We start from the raw sequence: 16,500 nt of genomic DNA on the forward strand, positions 1-16,500 counted from the left end.
GTTCTTATCTATTTACAATTAACTTAGGTTGAATATATCCTAAAAAAGAATATAATATAAGTAAAAGGAAGGTGAAGATTTTATGAAAATTAATATAAATAATTTAGTATCTATTTCAGAAGCTAATCAAAATTTTTCTAAAGTAGCTAGATTAGTAGATGAAAATGGAGCTGTAGTAATTTTGAAAAACAATGTACCTCGTTATGTATTAATAGAATATAGCCAATTAGAGAATGAAGAAACAATAGGCGATGAAGAAGTAGAAGAAGTAGCTAAAAGAGTATTATCTAAACATATGAAGGCATTTGAGGAATTAGCCAAATGAAAAGATTAACTAAAACTCAAATATTAAAAATGCATAGCCTTCTTATTCAAGAAACAGGTGGAAGTGGTGGGATTAGAGATGAAGGATTATTAGATTCTGCTTTGAATTTACCATTTCAAAGTTTCGATGGAGAAGATATTTATAAGACTATTCAAGCTAAAGCAGCAAGGCTAGGTTTTTCACTTATTAATAATCATCCCTTTGTTGATGGGAATAAGAGAATAGGGATTTTAGTGATGCTGGTTTTCCTTGAAATAAATGGTATTGAGATTATATGTACAGATGAAGAATTGGTTGAGCTTGGATTAGGGGTAGCAGATGGTTCAGTAAGTTATAAAGATTTATTAAATTGGATAATTGACCACAGTTAATAAAAAGCTTGGCATAATATGAAGACACCAAGCTTTTTATTTTACCTTAATTTAAAGAGATATATCTATCGGTAAATAAGTTTTGCGGGTAGAGTCGATGCGGTGAACCCTATCATAAATGATGGGAATTTTTGTTTGAGCTCTACTATTTTCCGTGATATAATGAAGAAAATCGTATAAGAGGAGTTGAATGATGACTAAACATCGTATTTATACAATGCCTTTCGCCAAAGTCTATCCTCATTACGTTGCGAAGGCGGAGAAAAAAGGACGTATGAAAGCAGAAGTTGATGAAATAATTCGCTGGTTGACTGGATATAGTCAAGAAGAGCTAGAAGCACAACTGGAAAAAGAGATAGATTTTGAAACCTTCCTTGCAGAAGCTCCCCAACTGAATTCTTCGCGGTCTTTAATCGAAGGTGTGGTCTGTGGTATACTGGTTGAAGATATAGAAGAATCAACTATGCGGGAAATTCGCTATTTAGACAAGCTAATCGATGAGTTAGCAAAAGGAAAGCCTATGGATAAGATTTTGCGATAAAAAGGGTAACAGGAAGCGGTATTTTCTGCATGTTAATAGAAAAGTGTAATATAAAAATATTTTGATTGGGGGAAATTAAAAATGAGTAAATACGAAAAAGCGATGAAACTTATGGAGGAGTTCTGCGGGAACGGTAAAGACAACCTTGTGGCCCTTGCGACAATATCCTTAAAGCCAAACGCTACAGGCAAGCCTCGTCCTGCTGTTCGTATGGTTAATGCATATTACGAAGACGGGGCCTTTTATATTTCTACCGCTTCGTGGAAAAATAAGACCCTAGAGATTGGGGAGAACAATGAGGTTTCCATATGCGGATTGGATTTATTTACCGCCAATGGAGTTGCCGAGAATTTAGGTTGGGTTAAAGACGAGAGGAATGCTGAAATTAGGACCAAGATGAAAAAGTGCTTTGAATGGTTTGATGATCATGGCAACGAAGAAAGTCTAGATTCAATTGTTCTGCGTATCACTCTTACAGAAGGAACGATTACTGATAACGAAGAAAAATACGGTGAACGATTATATAAAGTTGATTTTATAAATAAAATTGCCAAGTAAATCAATCAGCCCCTAGCTAGTATAGTTTGAGCCATTATAATACATAAAAACAGGAGCAAATAGTTTAATTTTTAGATATAGATTTATAAGAATGGTGACAAATTTATGTATATTTATTTTATCTTGTATGGATTGTAACAATTTATAAGAGGTCCTCCTATTAGGGTGTTTTTAAACTATTTAAACTAAGAATATAAGGGGGACATAGAGATGAAGGAAGTTAAAGGAAGTAACGAATTATTTGATTATTTGATTAAAGAAGCTAATGAAAACTTTGAAGGCTGGGACTTTTCATATTTAGAATCAACTGGAAGAATGCAAGAGTTTCCACTAAGTTGGAATTATAGGAGCAAAGTTAAGGAGAGAATGTCCGGGATAGTTTCATTATTGGATATGGGAACGGGTGGTGGAGAGTTCTTATCTTCATTGAGCCCATTGCCTAAATATACTTTTGCTACAGAAGGGTATGAGCCTAACATAAACATTGCAAGGGAAAGGTTAGAGCCCTTGGGAGTAAAAGTATATAGGGTAGATGATGATAACTCCTTGCCGTTTAACGATGAAAGTTTCGATCTAATAATTAATAGGCATGAATCCTATTCTCCTATGGAAGTTAAAAGGATTCTTAAAAGACAAGGAACCTTCATAACTCAGCAGGTTGGAGGTTTAAATGATAAGGAAATGAATGAACTTTTAGCTGCCCCTCAAAGTCGGTATTATAACTGGAATCTAGGAAAAGCAGTGAGTGAGTTAAATCAAGTGGGCTTAAAGATTGTTGAGCAAAAGGAGGATTTAGTAAAAACAAGATTTTATGATATTGGAGCTATAGTATTTTATTTAAAAGCAATACCATGGCAAGTACCAGATTTTACAATAGAAAAATATTTTGAAAGGCTAGAAGAAATTGATAATTTAATTCAGAAACAAGGATATATTGACTTTACATGCCACAGGTTTTTTATTATAGCGAATAGAGAATAAATTATTGATGCAAAGAACTGCTCCGTTTCAACGAACTAAGTTAGTAGGAGCAGTTTATTTATTAATATTTAGCGAATTCCATAAGTTGGAACCTGGTGATATAATGCTTATAAATGGATTTATGCAAAGTAAGAACAATTAAATTTTAGAGGAAATCAATATGAGATATATAAAAATTAGCACTGGGATTAAGCCTAGATTTTGCAATTGGAGCAGTATTGGACAACATGAATTGAAAGAAATAAATTAGAGGGGAGTAAAATGAGATATTTTAGTACGAGAGATAAAACAATTTCAATTTCATCAAGCGAAGCCATTATTCAAGGTATTTCTAAAGATGGAGGTTTGTTTGTTCCAGAAACTATTCCTAAAATAGATAATCTAATGGAATTGACTAAAATGGATTATCGGAAATTAGCGTATTTTATAATGTCAAAATTTTTTACAGATTTTGAACCAACTTTGTTAAAGGAAGCGATAAAAGATGCATATGGACAAAAATTTAGCCTTAAAGATATAGTATCCATTGAAAAGGTCCAAGATAGATATTTATTAGAATTATTCCATGGTCCAACCTATGCTTTTAAAGATATGGCTTTATCCATACTTCCACGTCTATTAAGGATTGCACTGAAGATCAATGATATAGACAAGGAAATAGTAATATTGACTGCCACGTCAGGGGATACGGGAAAAGCTGCCCTAGAAGGATTTGCCAATGTAGAAGGGATTAAAATAGTTGTATTCTTCCCTGAAAAGGGAGTAAGCCAGATCCAAAAACTTCAGATGATAACCCAAGAAGGTGAAAATACATTTGTAGTTGGCATTGATGGTAACTTTGATGAGGCACAAAATGGGGTAAAAAGAATATTTAATGATAGAGAATTTAAAGAGGTATTGGATAAGTATGGCTATATATTATCTTCTGCCAATTCAATAAATATTGGAAGATTGGTTCCTCAAATAGTATATTATTTTTATGGATATCTAGATCTTTTGAAACAAGGAGAATTAGAAGATGGAGAAAAAATAAATATAGTTGTACCTACTGGGAATTTCGGCAATATATTGGCAGCTTATTATGGAAAAAAGATGGGCCTACCTGTGAACAAACTAATATGCGCATCAAATGAAAATAACGTTTTGACTGACTTCATAAATACAGGAGTATATGATCGTAGAAGGGAATTGAAATTAACCTCATCTCCTTCTATGGATATTCTAATATCCAGTAATTTAGAAAGATTGTTGTTTTATATATTAAATGAAGATGATATAGCTGTTAAAGATAAAATGGAAAGGCTAAATAAAAATGGTTTTTACAAGATTAAAAATATAAATATAGAGGATTTTTATGGAGATTATTCAACGGAAGATGAAGTAACTAAGACCATAAAGGATGTTTTTGTTCATTACAATTATCTAATGGATCCCCATACAGCAGTAGCCTACAATGTATATGATAAATACAAATTAAAGACCAAAGATAATACGAAGACTATAATAGCCTCTACTGCCAGCCCTTTTAAATTTGGAAAGAAAATAGCAGATTCAATTGGATTAAATACCCTTGGAAAAGATGAGTTTCAAATACTAAGAAAACTGGGAGATAAAACTGAAATTAAAATACCAGAAGGAATATCTTCTTTAAAAGACAAAGCAATAAAACATAACAATTATTGCAGTAAAAAAGAGATGAAGTCAATGCTTAAAAAGTTTTTAAAAGTTGGTGAGATCTATGATTAGGGTAAAGGTACCTGCTACGAGTGCCAATATAGGACCTGGATTTGACGCATTAGGTATTGCCTTAAATCTACATAATTCCTTTAGTTTTGAAGAAATCCCTGAGGGACTAGAGATTATTGGATGTGATGATAGATATAAAAATAAGAATAATTTGGTCTATATCTCTATGTTAAAAACCCTCGATAAAATAGGATATAAGGTTAAAGGAATTAAGATAACCATGGATACCAATATACCTGTTTCTAGAGGTTTAGGTAGTAGCGCTGCCTGTATATTAGGTGGGGTTATGGGAGCCAATGGATTAGCAGGTAATCCCCTTTCTAAAGATGAAATATTGAATATAGCCACGGAAATGGAAGGGCATCCAGATAATATTGCTCCTGCATTATATGGTGGCATGGTTGTATCTGTAATGGAAATGGGCAAGGTTTATTTTGATAAAGTAAATGTTGCTAAAGGAATAAAATTTGTAGCGTTAGTACCGGATTTTTCCATTTCTACTAAAAAGGCCAGAAATGTATTGCCAACTGCAGTACCCTATGATGATGCAGTTTACAATGTTGGTCGGGTATCCATTTTAATATCTGCATTATCTAATGGTAGGTTTGATTTATTAGAATATGCTGTCGAGGATAGGCTTCACCAATCTTATAGAGGGAAATTAATCCCATATTTCAAAGATATAATTCATGTGAGTAAAAGATTAGGTGCTTATGGTACCTATTTAAGTGGTGCAGGGCCTACAATAGTTGGAATCATAGATAATGATAATAGTAACTATACAATGGGGATAAAAGATTATTTTAATTCCATTGGTTTGGATTGGGACATTAAAGAGTTGAAGCTGGATTTAACTGGAGCGGTTATTGAAAGGATTAAGTGAAAAAATGAGCTAAGCTAGTTAGAGTAAAGTGTTATCTTTACTCTTTTTTTGTTATATTTCATATTTTACAATAATTTTATTGTAAAAATAACACTTGATTATTAAAGTTTTCATGATAATATATTGATTAAATATTTTTGCAATGAGATAGATTAAAGTAGTGAAGTGAGGAGATAGAATGGAGTTTAGAAAAGCAATAGAATCGGATATAGACAATATAATGAATATTATTAAGCAAGCACAGGACTATTTCAAAGAGCAAGGGATTGACCAGTGGCAGAATAATTATCCTAATCCTGAAGTTGTTAGGGAGGATATTGATAGAGGCTATGGATATGTCTTATTGAAAAAAGGTGAAATTGTTGGTACTGTAGCAGTTTCTTTCGATGGGGAAAAGACTTATGAAAAAATTTATGATGGTCAATGGATTAGCAATTTCGATTATGCAGTTATTCATAGGTTAGCCATTGACAGCAATTATAAAGGACAGGGTTTGGCTTCAATAATTGTCAAAAATATAGAGAAGATGTGTCTAAGGGAAAATATTAAGAGTATTAGAATAGACACCCATGAGGACAATGAATCTATGCAAAGACTTATTCAGAAAAATGGTTTTAAATACTGTGGGATTATTCATTTAAGAGATAATAGTAAAAGATTGGCTTTTGAAAAGATTATTTAGAAATGGCGAGTTTTATTAATAAATGAACTAAATAATAGGAGTTGGAAGAATGAATGCAAAACTTAAGATTATTATTTCCATGGTTGCCTTTGGAACTATAAGCATTTTTGTTAGGAGTATTTCTCTTTCATCAGGGGAAATTGCTTTTTTTAGAGCAGTTATTGCTGCAATAGTGATTTTAATATATAAGGGCTTAATAGGAAGTAGGTTTTCCCTATTGGATATAAAAAAGGACCTTCCTTTGCTTTTTATATCAGGTGCAGTAATGGGTTTTAATTGGATTTTGCTTTTCGAAGCTTATAAATATACATCAGTTTCAATAGCTACATTGAGCTATTATTTTTCTCCTGTTATTGTAACGGTATTAAGCCCAGCTTTGTTTAAAGAAAAGATGACAATTAAGCAAATAATATGTTTTATTATGTCAACTATAGGGTTAGTGATGGTAATTGGAATCAGTGGGACGGACAAGTCCTCCGCTAATATAGTGGGAATAGGTTTTGGACTTGGGGCAGCAGTTTTTTATGCGATTGTAATCCTTCTTAATAAGTTTGTTACCAAGGTTTCCGGAGTAGATAAAACGCTAATCCAGTTATTCGCAGCCATAATAGTCCTAATACCCTATGTACTTATAACTACAGGTGTAAATATAGAGAATTTAGGTATTATTGGAATTACTAACATTTTAATCCTTGGCATTGTTCATACAGGGATATGCTATTGTTTATATTTTTCATCTATTAAGGATTTAAAAGGTCAGCAAGTATCAATATTAAGCTATATCGACCCTCTTGTTGCAATAGTTATTTCTGTAGCTGTTTTAAATGAACCAATAAGTTTTGTGCAGTTAATAGGTGGGATGATGATTTTAGGCTTTACACTATTAAATGAAGTTGAAATAAAATTTAAGTTGTGAACCGCATAAATTACCAATTTTCCAATAGAACAATTACTAGCCGACTCCTCCTTCTATGTGCTGTTATTAGAATATTGTGTCGTAAAGTTTAATACCATTAAAAAAGTACTAAGGTTCTGAGTTGTTCAGAACCTTATCATTTTAATCTAAAGAGTTCATAAGCCTATAGATAGTTAAAATTGCCTGTTCCTTAGTGTAATTCCCCTTAGGGTTAAATAGATTGTCTGATCCCATCATTACTGGCGTATTGGTCTTCTTATCTGTCCTGTGAGTGACAAAATCTATAGAAGAAACAGCCCAATCTGAAAATGAACTCCTATCTTTAAATTGTATAGAACGATTTTCAGATGTGTCTACATTAAATACCTCTGCTAGCCTAGTTAGCATAACAGCAGATTGCTCACGAGTTATCAAATCATCTGGTCCAAATTTTCTATTGCCATATCCCTTAACTATGTTTAGGGTACTTGCTGCTAAGACATATCTATCACTAGTGTCATCAAAGGGGTTTTCTTCGTAGCTGTATCCTTTGCTCTCTATTACTTCTTCTATATTTTGATCGGTCTTCAATGAAATTGCTGCAACTACAAGTCTAGCAAATTCAGCCCTAGTTATGCTCTTTTTATAATTATTCTGCAATTCTAATGGGACATATCCTTCTAATACAGCATCATCTACTGTTACTTCAGCCCAATTGGAAGGCGCATTTTCTCCTTCCTGTTTTACAAGATGAAAGGTATACTTGCTGCCAAGATGACTGTCTACTATTCCTTCAAATATCCCTTCTTTTAAGGGGCCTTCTAAATCTACAAATACATATCCAGATGGTCTTTCAATCCACTCTACACCACGGACATAATAATTCCCAGTGTCAGGTGAATATGTTACTTCACATTTATATCTTCCAGATGGCACTGATGGATTATCAGGCACTGAGTAAAAGAAGAATTCAGCTATGTACTCTCCATCATCTGTCTTTTCAACCTTTAAAGTAAGACCTGTATGCCCTTGATTAGCATAATAAGAACCCCTAAAGGTTCCAACCAGTTTATCAAGCTTTGGGTCACCAATGGCAAAACTTGGAACTGGAGTGGATATAATAGTTATGGTAAGAGTTAAAAGCAATAAAATTTTTTTGATCTACTTTTTCTTAACATTATGTTCCCCTTTTATTGTATATTTATATCCTTTTTAAAGAACTATTATATAAATTCTATTGTAAATTAAGGGGAAAAGAATAACAACAATAAAGTTATCATATCAAAGAAAATTATTATGAATAGATTAAAAAGGAACGACCCACTATGTGGAATGAAGGCCAGAAGGATTAAAAAAATTGTCAACTCATAAATATATAATTATTCACTAGTTTAAGTTGAATTAGTTTTAAATAGATAATATAATAAACTGAAAGGCAGTCTACTGAAAAATCCAGTGTGGCTTAGTATTTTAAGTTGAAATAATGAGGTGTTACACTTAATGGAAGATTTAATGTTAGATATTATAAACGACTATGGATATATTGGCATCTTTCTACTAATAACCATTGAGAATTTGTTCCCACCAATACCATCCGAAGTGATTTTAACCTTTGGAGGCTTCTTAACCACATTTAGCCAAATGGGCTTTTGGGAGGTTGCAATATCTGCAACATTGGGATCGGTATTAGGAGCAATTATATTGTATAGTATTGGTAGACTGTTAACCATTGAACGCATATATAACCTTATTGATAGCAATATTGGAAAAAGGCTCCATTTAAAAAAAGAGGACGTTGGCAAAGCAGGCAAATGGTTTAATGAGTATGAAAATAAGGCAGTATTTATATGTAGATTTGTGCCAATTGTACGCAGTTTGATATCCATACCAGCAGGAATTTCAAAAATGAAAATGGGTCTTTTTGTTTCTTTGACGGCAATTGGCTCCTTTATATGGAATGCAGTGCTCATATATCTGGGAAGAGTAACAGGAAAAGCATGGCATAATATAGTTGATTATATGGATTTTTATACAAAGATTGTAGTTATTATTTTTATAATAATTTCTATAGTATTAGGAACAATTTTTGTGAAAAGGAGATTTATTAAGAACAAATATTAAAAGGGTATATTAAAGTATTTTAATAAATTAAGTATTGGTAAAAACGGATTCCCTTTGTAAAATATTAAATGAAGATGTTGGTATTTATAAATATACCAAAGATATCGACTACGGAAAGGAGACTGTGATGGAAAAAAGTCCCAAGACAAAGCATACTAGAGACTGTATGATATGTGGTAAAGAGTTGATTTATTTTGAAGATTATAGGGAAGCAGAATGTATATATTGCCATAAGAAATTTAAGTCCAATGTAAACTGTTTAGATGGTCATTATGTTTGTGATACATGTCATTCTATGGATGGAGTTGAATTGATAGAAAGTTATTGTAGAGGGACTGATAAAACTAATCCCTTGGAGATAGCAATTGAATTAATGAAAAGCCCATCGATTAATATGCATGGACCGGAACACCATTTTCTAGTACCTGCTGTTCTTATAGCGTCCTATTATAACATATTAGATAAAAAAGATGTTAAAACAAAAAAACTTGCAGTAGCAAAGAATAGGGCTAAGGATATTAAAGGTGGTTTTTGTGGCTTTTATGGTAATTGTGGGGCAGCAGTAGGTGCTGGTATGTATATAAGTATTATTTCTGGGGCAAGTCCATTAACTAAGGATAGCTGGGGACTAGCCAATCTAATGACAGGTACTGCTTTAATAACAATGGCCAAAATAGGTGGCCCTAGGTGCTGTAAAAGGAATTCATTTATTGCTATCGAAGAAGCAACAAAATTTACGGATGAATTTTTAAATGTAAAACTCTATGATTATAGAGCCCTAAGTCCTATTTGCAGTTTCAGATTGAGAAATAGAGAATGTCTTAAAGATGAATGTCCTTATTATAGGAGATGATATTGATAGTTTAATAATTGCTTATCCAGAGGCGGGGCTAGAGGGGGCTTTATATAAGAAGGTATAGGGGTTTAGATAAGTTAAGGTTGTTTATGGACATGCTAATCATTTGTTTACTCCTATTAATATCATATTTATAACAGATACAACTATTGTAATTTTCTATGCCCTTTTCGGGATTATTACCCTTATCTTAATAGGTAGAGTTAATAGCAGGAACAATGTTCAGTGGCTTAAAAGTACATCATACATAATAGGTTTACCTATTATAAGCTATCTGGCGCTGAAAATAGGATTATGATGAAGCAGGAGATAGTAGCAAAAAAGTAGTTAGAAGAGGAGTTGAATATACATGGATTGAAGGTATATTTGAAGAAGTCCAATGTGGGGCTAAGAGGTGAAGAGTCTACGGTAAAAGCCTACGATTTATCAAGAGCCGTTATAACTATGATATATAAGTATAATAGGATCATAAGCCATCATATAGAAAATAGTAATCTATAAATAAAAGTTTTTTATATCAATAAAAAACTTTCCCATCTTTAAATAAGGCTTAAGATGGGAAAGATATCTTTAATCTTTAATTAATGCTTTTTCACGCCATTTACCTTTTCTAAAGAATAAAGTAGTTATTATAGCCCCCATAGTCCAGGCTACAAGTAGGGAGATAAAAACTGATTCAGGCCTTCCAGTGGGATAGGCTTTGCATCTTGTAAAATATGCAATACCATAAGCTATTGGTACGCGAAGAAAGACTGTAGTAATAAGCGATATCCACATGGGTGTTATGGTATCCCCTGCACCGCGCATGACTCCAGATAGACTTTGGGTTACTGCCATTGCCACATAGCCTACTGCAAGGATTCTCATCATACGAGTGCTAAAATCGATTAATTCCTTAGTATCAGTAAAAATGCTGACTAAATATTTACCAAAAATTAAAATCAGTATGGTTATTACAGTTGAAATTCCAACAGCAATCATGGTACCTTGTTTAGTTCCTTTTTCAACTCGATCCATTTTTCTAGCACCTATATTCTGGCCAGCATATGTTGTCATTGCACTTCCAAAGGAGAAATTTGGCATCATGGCAAAACCGTCAACACGCATGATTATTACATTACTGGCTATAACCAATTCACCAAAGCTATTGGTCAAAGATTGTACTATGATCATAGCAACAGAGAATATTCCTTGAGTTATTCCAGATGGTAATCCCAGTTTTATCAATCTATAAGTATAATCTTTATCAAGTTTTAACATTTTTAAGTTTAAGTCGAAATTCTCCTTCATCTTTAGAAGCTTCAACATACAAAGTATTGCTGATATTGCTTGTGCTAAAACGGTAGCAAGAGCAACCCCAGGAACACCCATATTAAACTTGGCAACGAATAGGATGTCAAGAGCCACATTTAAAGCAGTGGATATAAGTAAGAATATAAGTGCCGATAGGGAGTCGCCAAGTCCACGTAAAATACCTGATAAAATATTATAGTATGAAAATCCTGCTATGCCGACGAAATAGATGATTAGATATTGAGCACTCCAATCGATAATACTTTCTGGTGTGTTTAAAAGTTTAAGAAAAGGACGTGTTACAATAGGACCTATAATTATAATTATTGCTGAAACTATGGCTGTTAATGAGATACATATTCCAATAGTATGGGAAAGTTTTTCTCTATCTTTAGCACCAAAATATTGAGATACCATTATACCAGCACCTACAGAAACACCGACAAAGAGTACCAATAAAAGGTTTAATATGGGAGATGCACTACCAACAGAAGCCAGAGCATTATCACCCACATATAAACCTATAATTATGGAATCGGCGGTATTATATAGTTGTTGGGCGATATTCCCAATTAACATGGGTATTGCAAACTCGATAATTCGCTTCCAAGGCGGACCTTCAGTCAAGTCTTTAGGTGCAAATAGTTCTTTGAATTTTGCCATAGCCTAACCTCCTTGATATGTATTGTCAAATAGAATACCTTATTTTCGCTTAGACAAACAATAGTTTATATCAATTAATATCCTTTGTCAATTTAAATGTTTTATTAGCTAATTTGAAAAAAATATATGGAGGGAGATTATATGGAATTTCAAATTAGGACTAGTAAAGAACAGGAGTTTATAGATATTACTTCCATTATAAACGAGGCCATAAGAAAGAAAGGCATAGAAAATGGAACAGCGGTAGTATTTGTCCCTCATACTACAGCAGGTATTACTATTAATGAAAATGCAGATCCTACCGTTGTTGAAGATATGTTAATGATGTTAAATAGAGTATTTCCTGTAAAAGGAGATTACCGCCATTATGAAGGAAATTCCCATGCCCATATAAAAACATCTTTAATGGGCTCTTCCTGTAGCTTAATTATTAGAAATGGTAAATTAAAACTTGGCACATGGCAAGGGGTATATTTTTGTGAATTCGATGGGCCAAGGACTAGAAAAATATACATAGATATTCAAAGATCAGATCCCTAAACTTTTTAGTTTGGGGATTTGTTTTTTCAGTAACATTGGAGAAAGATTTACATAATATATTATTGATTGGTTTGTTTTGGAGGGATTACATGGAGCCAAAAAAATTTTTAATCTTAGGAGGGGATAATAGAAGCATTGAATTAGCAAATCTACTCTATGAGGATGGGCATAATATTACAATATCCCATATTGAAGGTTTAAATTTTCGAGATTGTCATATAATAATCGGTCCCTTACCTTTTACTAAGGATAATAAGACTATTAATGCACCTTTCCATATTGAAAAAATACCTATAGAAATTGTCTTTGAAAGTATGAAAAAAGGTCAGGTTTTAATGGCAGGTGGCATAGCAGATGAGCAAATGAAAAAGGCGATGAAATATGGAATCGAACTTGTAGACTATTTTGATAGGGAAGAACTGCAGATATTAAACGCCATCCCTACTGCTGAAGGGGCTATTAAACTAGCTATTGAACATTCAGTTATTACTCTTCACAATTCTAATGTATTGATATTAGGCTTTGGAAGAATTGGCAAGATACTGGCAAATATGTTGCACGGTATAGGAGCAAATGTTTATATAGCAGCAAGAAAAGTTAAGGATATTGCTTGGATTAAAAGTTTAAATTACAAAGCAATAGGATTTAATCAATTGAATGAGAATGTTGGAGATATGGATTTTGTATTTAATACAATTCCGTCTTTAATACTTACTAAGGAGAGATTGGAACATTTCCATAGAAAAACCTTAATTATTGATTTAGCATCAAAACCTGGTGGTGTAGACTTTATGCAGGCAGAGGAACTGGGAATTAAGGTTATCCATGCTTTGGGATTGCCTGGGAAAGTAGCGCCATTAACTGCAGCTAATATCATAAAGGAGACTATTTACAATATTATTGAAGAAAGGGGCATTTAATATGGACTTTAATAAAATAAAATTAGGCTGGGCCTTAACTGGTTCATTTTGTAATTTCGAGTACGTTTTTCCCCAGATAGAAAAGGTTAAAGAACTAGGAGCAGATATATATCCGATAATTTCCTATTCTACCGATTCTTTTGATACGAGGTTTGGCAAAGCTCAAGAATGGAAGGATAAACTGAGTAAGATAACGGGCAGAGAAGTAATTTCCACCATAGTAGATGCGGAACCCGTCGGCCCTGAGTTAAAATTGGATATTATGATAGTAGCCCCGTGCACAGGAAATACCCTAGCTAAATTAGCTAATGCCATTACAGATACACCTGTAACCATGGCTTGTAAAGCCCATTTAAGGAACCAGAAGCCCTTAGTTTTAGCTATTGCAACCAACGATGCCCTAGGAGCCAATGCAAAAAATTTAGGGCTTCTACTAAATACAAAAAACGTCTATTTTGTACCTTTTAGTCAAGATAATCCATTCGGTAAACCTAATTCATTAATAGCTAACTTCGAGAAGATTGAATCTACTATAAGAGAAGCTTTGCTTGGAAGGCAAATTCAGCCTATATTAGATTAAAGGCCAAAAAATATAGGGGCTGTTTCATAACTGATAAATCAGCCATGAAACAGCCTTTTTTGTGTACATATAGATCTTATTATAAAAGATTTTATTAAAAATGTTTGGTTGATGAAATATGATAAATAAATTTATATGGTAATACCTTGATTTTTTATAATGATAAAAACCTTTCTGGTGGATAAAAAACAACGTATTGCTATTGCAACAGCACTTATTTATAAGGCTGTTTAAAAATAAAAAGCCTCTTAAAAGGAAAACAGGGCCAAAAGTATTAGCTTTTCGACCTGTTTTAATGTACTCGGCATGGACAACAGCTTGATGGTGAAAATCTATTACGGGATTAGTGGTTAGAACCATGGTTTAAACAATATTTGTCATGAGAAGTCAGCAGAGGCTATAATAATATCAAATTCTAGATATCGTAGGAGTTGCTGATTAGGTTCAAAAAAAGAGCTATTTCATAACTAATTTAATAGCTATGAAACAGCACAAGTTTTTGCTATTTTATTAAATGACTATACAAATTATTAGCAAAGTTATAAGCATTTTCATTACTGACTACTAAAGCCACTTCACCATTATGATAAGTGATTTCCAATATATTGCCGTTATTTTCTGCGATAAATATATTTAAACGTTTAAAAAGGTTTTTACTAAATTCATCATCGTATAAAATGGTAAATATGCTTTTATCATCTAAAGAGTTGACAGCAATCCCAATAATCTTTTCTCCTCCATCTTCATTGGAGATAAGGGTGCCAGGAACATTTAAGTAGGTTGAAGTAATTCGAACGGGAATATTAAATCTTTCTGCTAACTCTACCGCTTTAGGGTGAATTACCTTTACTCCTTTAGAAGAGAGAATGTACATATTTCTATAGGAAATATTATTAATATATTTAGTTTTAGGTACCATTATAGGATCTATGAAAGCTACACCGGGGACATTAGTGAAAATATCTACCCTTTTAGCATTTAGATATCCTCCTAAGGCTATAGCAGTAATATCGCTGCCTCCCCTACCTAAGGTGGTAATCTCATTGTTCTTAGTTATACCTTGAAATCCTGCCACCACTACTACTTTTCCTCTATCCATATGTTTTTTTATAGTAGAAGTATTAATACTAATTATTTCTGCAGAATTAAATTTTTCATCTGTAACAATACCTGCTTGGAATCCCATTAAAGGTTCTGATGGGATATTATTGGATTCCAACAGATGGGCAATTATGCTTGTTGATATAGTTTCACCACAGGACATTATAAGATCCTTTATTTTAGGTTTTATTTTAGGATTAATTTCTTCCAATTGTTGAATTAAAGTATCCGTAGCATAAGGGTCTCCTTGTCTACCAATGGCTGAAACAACCACTACAGGTTTTAAGCCCTTTTTAATATAATTACTTATATGGTATAAGATATCTGGATTATGGTTTAAGTTTTTGAAGGAAGTTCCCCCAAATTTTAGTACAATAGTATCCATTTTATCACCTACTATAATATGTTTCTTTCTATTAATGTTTCAGCAATTTGTACTGAATTTAGGGCTGCCCCTTTTCTGAGATTATCAGCTACAATCCACATATTAATTCCATTTTCTATGGAAAAATCTTTTCTAATTCTACCTACAAAGACTTCATCCTTCCCTTGTATATGGATGGGCATGGGATATGAATTGGATTTAATATCATCTATAACTTTAACGCCCTTTGCTTTCTCAAGAATATTTATTACATCTTCCACTTTAATGGGTTTTTCAGTTTCAATATTTACTGATTCCGAATGGCCGATGAAGACTGGAATTCTGACTGTAGTAGCAGTTACCTTAATATTTTCATCTAATATTTTCTTGGTTTCATTAACCATCTTCATCTCCTCTTTTGTATAGCCATTTTCTAAGAAATGGTCTATATGAGGTAATACATTAAATAGAATTTGATGGGGATATACTGAGCTGGTCATAGGTACATTAAAGCAGTAATCTATCATTTGATTATTTAATTCTTCCATTCCTTGTTTTCCAGTACCTGATACTGACTGATAGGTAGATACTACAATTCTTTTAATTTTATAAATGTCGTGTAATGGCTTCAATGGTACTAGCATTTGTATAGTTGAGCAATTGGGGTTCGATATAATTCCTCTATGGGAGTGTAGATCCTCAGGGTTTACTTCGGGAATTATCAGTGGTACATTATTGTCCATTCTCCAAGCACTGCTATTATCTATTACTATAGCACCTTCTTTAACTGCTATAGGTGCAAGATATTTACTAATACTACTATCAACGCAGAAAAAAGCAATATCGACGTCCATGAAAGCACCTTCTTTAGCTACCTCTGTTAGTATGGACTCTCCATTAAATTCAACTTTTTTATTTTTATTTTTTGAAGTTCCTAGGAATTTAATATCACCAACTGGGAATCTCCGTTCCACCAGTATATCTATAACCTTCCTTCCTACTAATCCCAAGGGTCCGACAACAGCTATATTGTAGGTTTTCAAAATAATCCCCTCCTTGAAAATGTCATGTTTTAAAATC

The 16,500-nt window shown here is 32.9% G+C and carries 19 protein-coding genes; 15 read left to right on the top strand and 4 right to left on the bottom strand.

Translation table 11 applies throughout. The features are described 5' to 3' along the window. Nucleotides 1-82 precede the first annotated feature (82 nt). From BLV68_RS10100 to BLV68_RS10140, 9 genes are all read left to right on the top strand, one after another. Nucleotides 83-325, top strand: coding sequence for a type II toxin-antitoxin system Phd/YefM family antitoxin (locus BLV68_RS10100; RefSeq protein WP_093753439.1), 243 nt, complete (start codon nt 83-85; stop codon nt 323-325). After that, the gene (locus BLV68_RS10105) at nt 322-696 is read left to right on the top strand and encodes a type II toxin-antitoxin system death-on-curing family toxin (protein WP_093753441.1); all 375 of its coding nucleotides are present in this window, start codon (nt 322-324) and stop codon (nt 694-696) included. Before BLV68_RS10100 ends, BLV68_RS10105 begins: the two co-directional genes overlap by 4 nt. A 193-nt stretch (nt 697-889) precedes the next feature. Next, nucleotides 890-1,237 (top strand): DUF2200 domain-containing protein, encoded by a 348-nt coding sequence (locus tag BLV68_RS10110; protein WP_093753569.1) that lies wholly within the window; start codon nt 890-892, stop codon nt 1,235-1,237. A gap of 81 nt (nt 1,238-1,318) precedes the next feature. Beyond that, entirely contained in the window at nt 1,319-1,795 is a 477-nt protein-coding gene (locus tag BLV68_RS10115) for a pyridoxamine 5'-phosphate oxidase family protein (protein WP_093753443.1), read from the top strand. Between the two features lie 210 nt (nt 1,796-2,005). Next, nucleotides 2,006-2,776 carry a class I SAM-dependent methyltransferase gene (locus tag BLV68_RS10120; RefSeq protein WP_093753445.1) on the top strand — a complete coding sequence of 257 codons (771 nt, stop codon included), beginning with the start codon at nt 2,006-2,008 and terminating at the stop codon, nt 2,774-2,776. 261 nt (nt 2,777-3,037) lie between these two features. Beyond that, complete coding sequence (gene thrC / locus BLV68_RS10125; RefSeq protein ID WP_093753447.1) at nt 3,038-4,522, top strand: threonine synthase; 1,485 nt, start codon at nt 3,038-3,040, stop codon at nt 4,520-4,522. After that, the gene (gene thrB, locus BLV68_RS10130) at nt 4,515-5,405 is read left to right on the top strand and encodes a homoserine kinase (RefSeq protein ID WP_093753449.1); all 891 of its coding nucleotides are present in this window, start codon (nt 4,515-4,517) and stop codon (nt 5,403-5,405) included. Before thrC ends, thrB begins: the two co-directional genes overlap by 8 nt. 178 nt (nt 5,406-5,583) lie before the next feature. Next, entirely contained in the window at nt 5,584-6,087 is a 504-nt protein-coding gene (locus BLV68_RS10135) for a GNAT family N-acetyltransferase (protein ID WP_093753451.1), read from the top strand. A 49-nt stretch (nt 6,088-6,136) separates the two neighbouring features. Then, a complete protein-coding gene (locus BLV68_RS10140; protein ID WP_093753453.1) occupies nt 6,137-7,003 on the top strand; it encodes a DMT family transporter in 867 nt (288 codons plus the stop codon). 141 nt (nt 7,004-7,144) lie between these two features. Here BLV68_RS10140 and BLV68_RS10145 read toward each other — a convergent pair whose 3' ends face one another. Further along, nucleotides 7,145-8,128: an S-layer homology domain-containing protein gene (locus BLV68_RS10145; RefSeq protein WP_159428675.1), complete on the bottom strand. Its 984-nt coding sequence runs from the start codon at nt 8,126-8,128 to the stop codon at nt 7,145-7,147. A 354-nt stretch (nt 8,129-8,482) separates the two neighbouring features. Here BLV68_RS10145 and BLV68_RS10150 point away from each other — a divergent pair, with 354 nt between their 5' ends. From BLV68_RS10150 to BLV68_RS15485, 3 genes are all read left to right on the top strand, one after another. Beyond that, nucleotides 8,483-9,103: a DedA family protein gene (locus tag BLV68_RS10150; RefSeq protein ID WP_093753457.1), complete on the top strand. Its 621-nt coding sequence runs from the start codon at nt 8,483-8,485 to the stop codon at nt 9,101-9,103. Between the two features lie 127 nt (nt 9,104-9,230). Continuing rightward, nucleotides 9,231-9,956, top strand: a complete 726-nt coding sequence (locus BLV68_RS10155) for a DUF5714 domain-containing protein (protein ID WP_093753459.1) — start codon at nt 9,231-9,233, stop codon at nt 9,954-9,956. 357 nt (nt 9,957-10,313) lie between these two features. Further along, on the top strand, nt 10,314-10,460 hold the full coding sequence (locus BLV68_RS15485; RefSeq protein ID WP_159428676.1) for a hypothetical protein: 147 nt from the start codon (nt 10,314-10,316) through the stop codon (nt 10,458-10,460). Between the two features lie 69 nt (nt 10,461-10,529). On the opposite strand, the gene BLV68_RS10160 is transcribed toward BLV68_RS15485, so the two are convergent. Beyond that, complete coding sequence (locus tag BLV68_RS10160) at nt 10,530-11,915, bottom strand: MATE family efflux transporter (RefSeq protein ID WP_093753461.1); 1,386 nt, start codon at nt 11,913-11,915, stop codon at nt 10,530-10,532. 141 nt (nt 11,916-12,056) lie between these two features. Here BLV68_RS10160 and BLV68_RS10165 point away from each other — a divergent pair, with 141 nt between their 5' ends. From BLV68_RS10165 to BLV68_RS10175, 3 genes are all read left to right on the top strand, one after another. Beyond that, complete coding sequence (locus BLV68_RS10165) at nt 12,057-12,455, top strand: secondary thiamine-phosphate synthase enzyme YjbQ (protein WP_093753463.1); 399 nt, start codon at nt 12,057-12,059, stop codon at nt 12,453-12,455. Between the two features lie 89 nt (nt 12,456-12,544). After that, entirely contained in the window at nt 12,545-13,375 is an 831-nt protein-coding gene (gene dpsA, locus BLV68_RS10170) for a dipicolinate synthase subunit DpsA (protein WP_093753465.1), read from the top strand. A gap of 1 nt (nt 13,376) precedes the next feature. Continuing rightward, complete coding sequence (locus tag BLV68_RS10175) at nt 13,377-13,955, top strand: dipicolinate synthase subunit B (RefSeq protein ID WP_093753466.1); 579 nt, start codon at nt 13,377-13,379, stop codon at nt 13,953-13,955. Between the two features lie 502 nt (nt 13,956-14,457). On the opposite strand, the gene BLV68_RS10180 is transcribed toward BLV68_RS10175, so the two are convergent. Next, a complete protein-coding gene (locus tag BLV68_RS10180; protein ID WP_093753468.1) occupies nt 14,458-15,441 on the bottom strand; it encodes an aspartate kinase in 984 nt (327 codons plus the stop codon). An 11-nt stretch (nt 15,442-15,452) separates the two neighbouring features. Further along, a complete protein-coding gene (locus tag BLV68_RS10185; RefSeq protein ID WP_093753470.1) occupies nt 15,453-16,463 on the bottom strand; it encodes an aspartate-semialdehyde dehydrogenase in 1,011 nt (336 codons plus the stop codon). Nucleotides 16,464-16,500 lie beyond the last annotated feature (37 nt).

This window comes from Tepidimicrobium xylanilyticum (assembly GCF_900106765.1).
Taxonomy (GTDB): domain Bacteria; phylum Bacillota; class Clostridia; order Tissierellales; family Tepidimicrobiaceae; genus Tepidimicrobium; species Tepidimicrobium xylanilyticum.

Coding starts and splice junctions, on each gene's coding strand:
- BLV68_RS10115 (WP_093753443.1), top strand. CDS start 1,319: ATGAGTAAATACGAAAAAGCGATGAAACTTATGGAGGAGTTCTGCGGG.
- BLV68_RS10180 (WP_093753468.1), bottom strand. CDS start 15,441: ATGGATACTATTGTACTAAAATTTGGGGGAACTTCCTTCAAAAACTTA.
- BLV68_RS10100 (WP_093753439.1), top strand. CDS start 83: ATGAAAATTAATATAAATAATTTAGTATCTATTTCAGAAGCTAATCAA.
- BLV68_RS10160 (WP_093753461.1), bottom strand. CDS start 11,915: ATGGCAAAATTCAAAGAACTATTTGCACCTAAAGACTTGACTGAAGGT.
- BLV68_RS10105 (WP_093753441.1), top strand. CDS start 322: ATGAAAAGATTAACTAAAACTCAAATATTAAAAATGCATAGCCTTCTT.
- BLV68_RS10110 (WP_093753569.1), top strand. CDS start 890: ATGACTAAACATCGTATTTATACAATGCCTTTCGCCAAAGTCTATCCT.
- dpsA (WP_093753465.1), top strand. CDS start 12,545: ATGGAGCCAAAAAAATTTTTAATCTTAGGAGGGGATAATAGAAGCATT.
- thrC (WP_093753447.1), top strand. CDS start 3,038: ATGAGATATTTTAGTACGAGAGATAAAACAATTTCAATTTCATCAAGC.
- BLV68_RS10120 (WP_093753445.1), top strand. CDS start 2,006: ATGAAGGAAGTTAAAGGAAGTAACGAATTATTTGATTATTTGATTAAA.
- BLV68_RS10135 (WP_093753451.1), top strand. CDS start 5,584: ATGGAGTTTAGAAAAGCAATAGAATCGGATATAGACAATATAATGAAT.
- BLV68_RS10150 (WP_093753457.1), top strand. CDS start 8,483: ATGGAAGATTTAATGTTAGATATTATAAACGACTATGGATATATTGGC.
- BLV68_RS10165 (WP_093753463.1), top strand. CDS start 12,057: ATGGAATTTCAAATTAGGACTAGTAAAGAACAGGAGTTTATAGATATT.
- BLV68_RS10175 (WP_093753466.1), top strand. CDS start 13,377: ATGGACTTTAATAAAATAAAATTAGGCTGGGCCTTAACTGGTTCATTT.
- BLV68_RS10155 (WP_093753459.1), top strand. CDS start 9,231: ATGGAAAAAAGTCCCAAGACAAAGCATACTAGAGACTGTATGATATGT.
- BLV68_RS10140 (WP_093753453.1), top strand. CDS start 6,137: ATGAATGCAAAACTTAAGATTATTATTTCCATGGTTGCCTTTGGAACT.
- thrB (WP_093753449.1), top strand. CDS start 4,515: ATGATTAGGGTAAAGGTACCTGCTACGAGTGCCAATATAGGACCTGGA.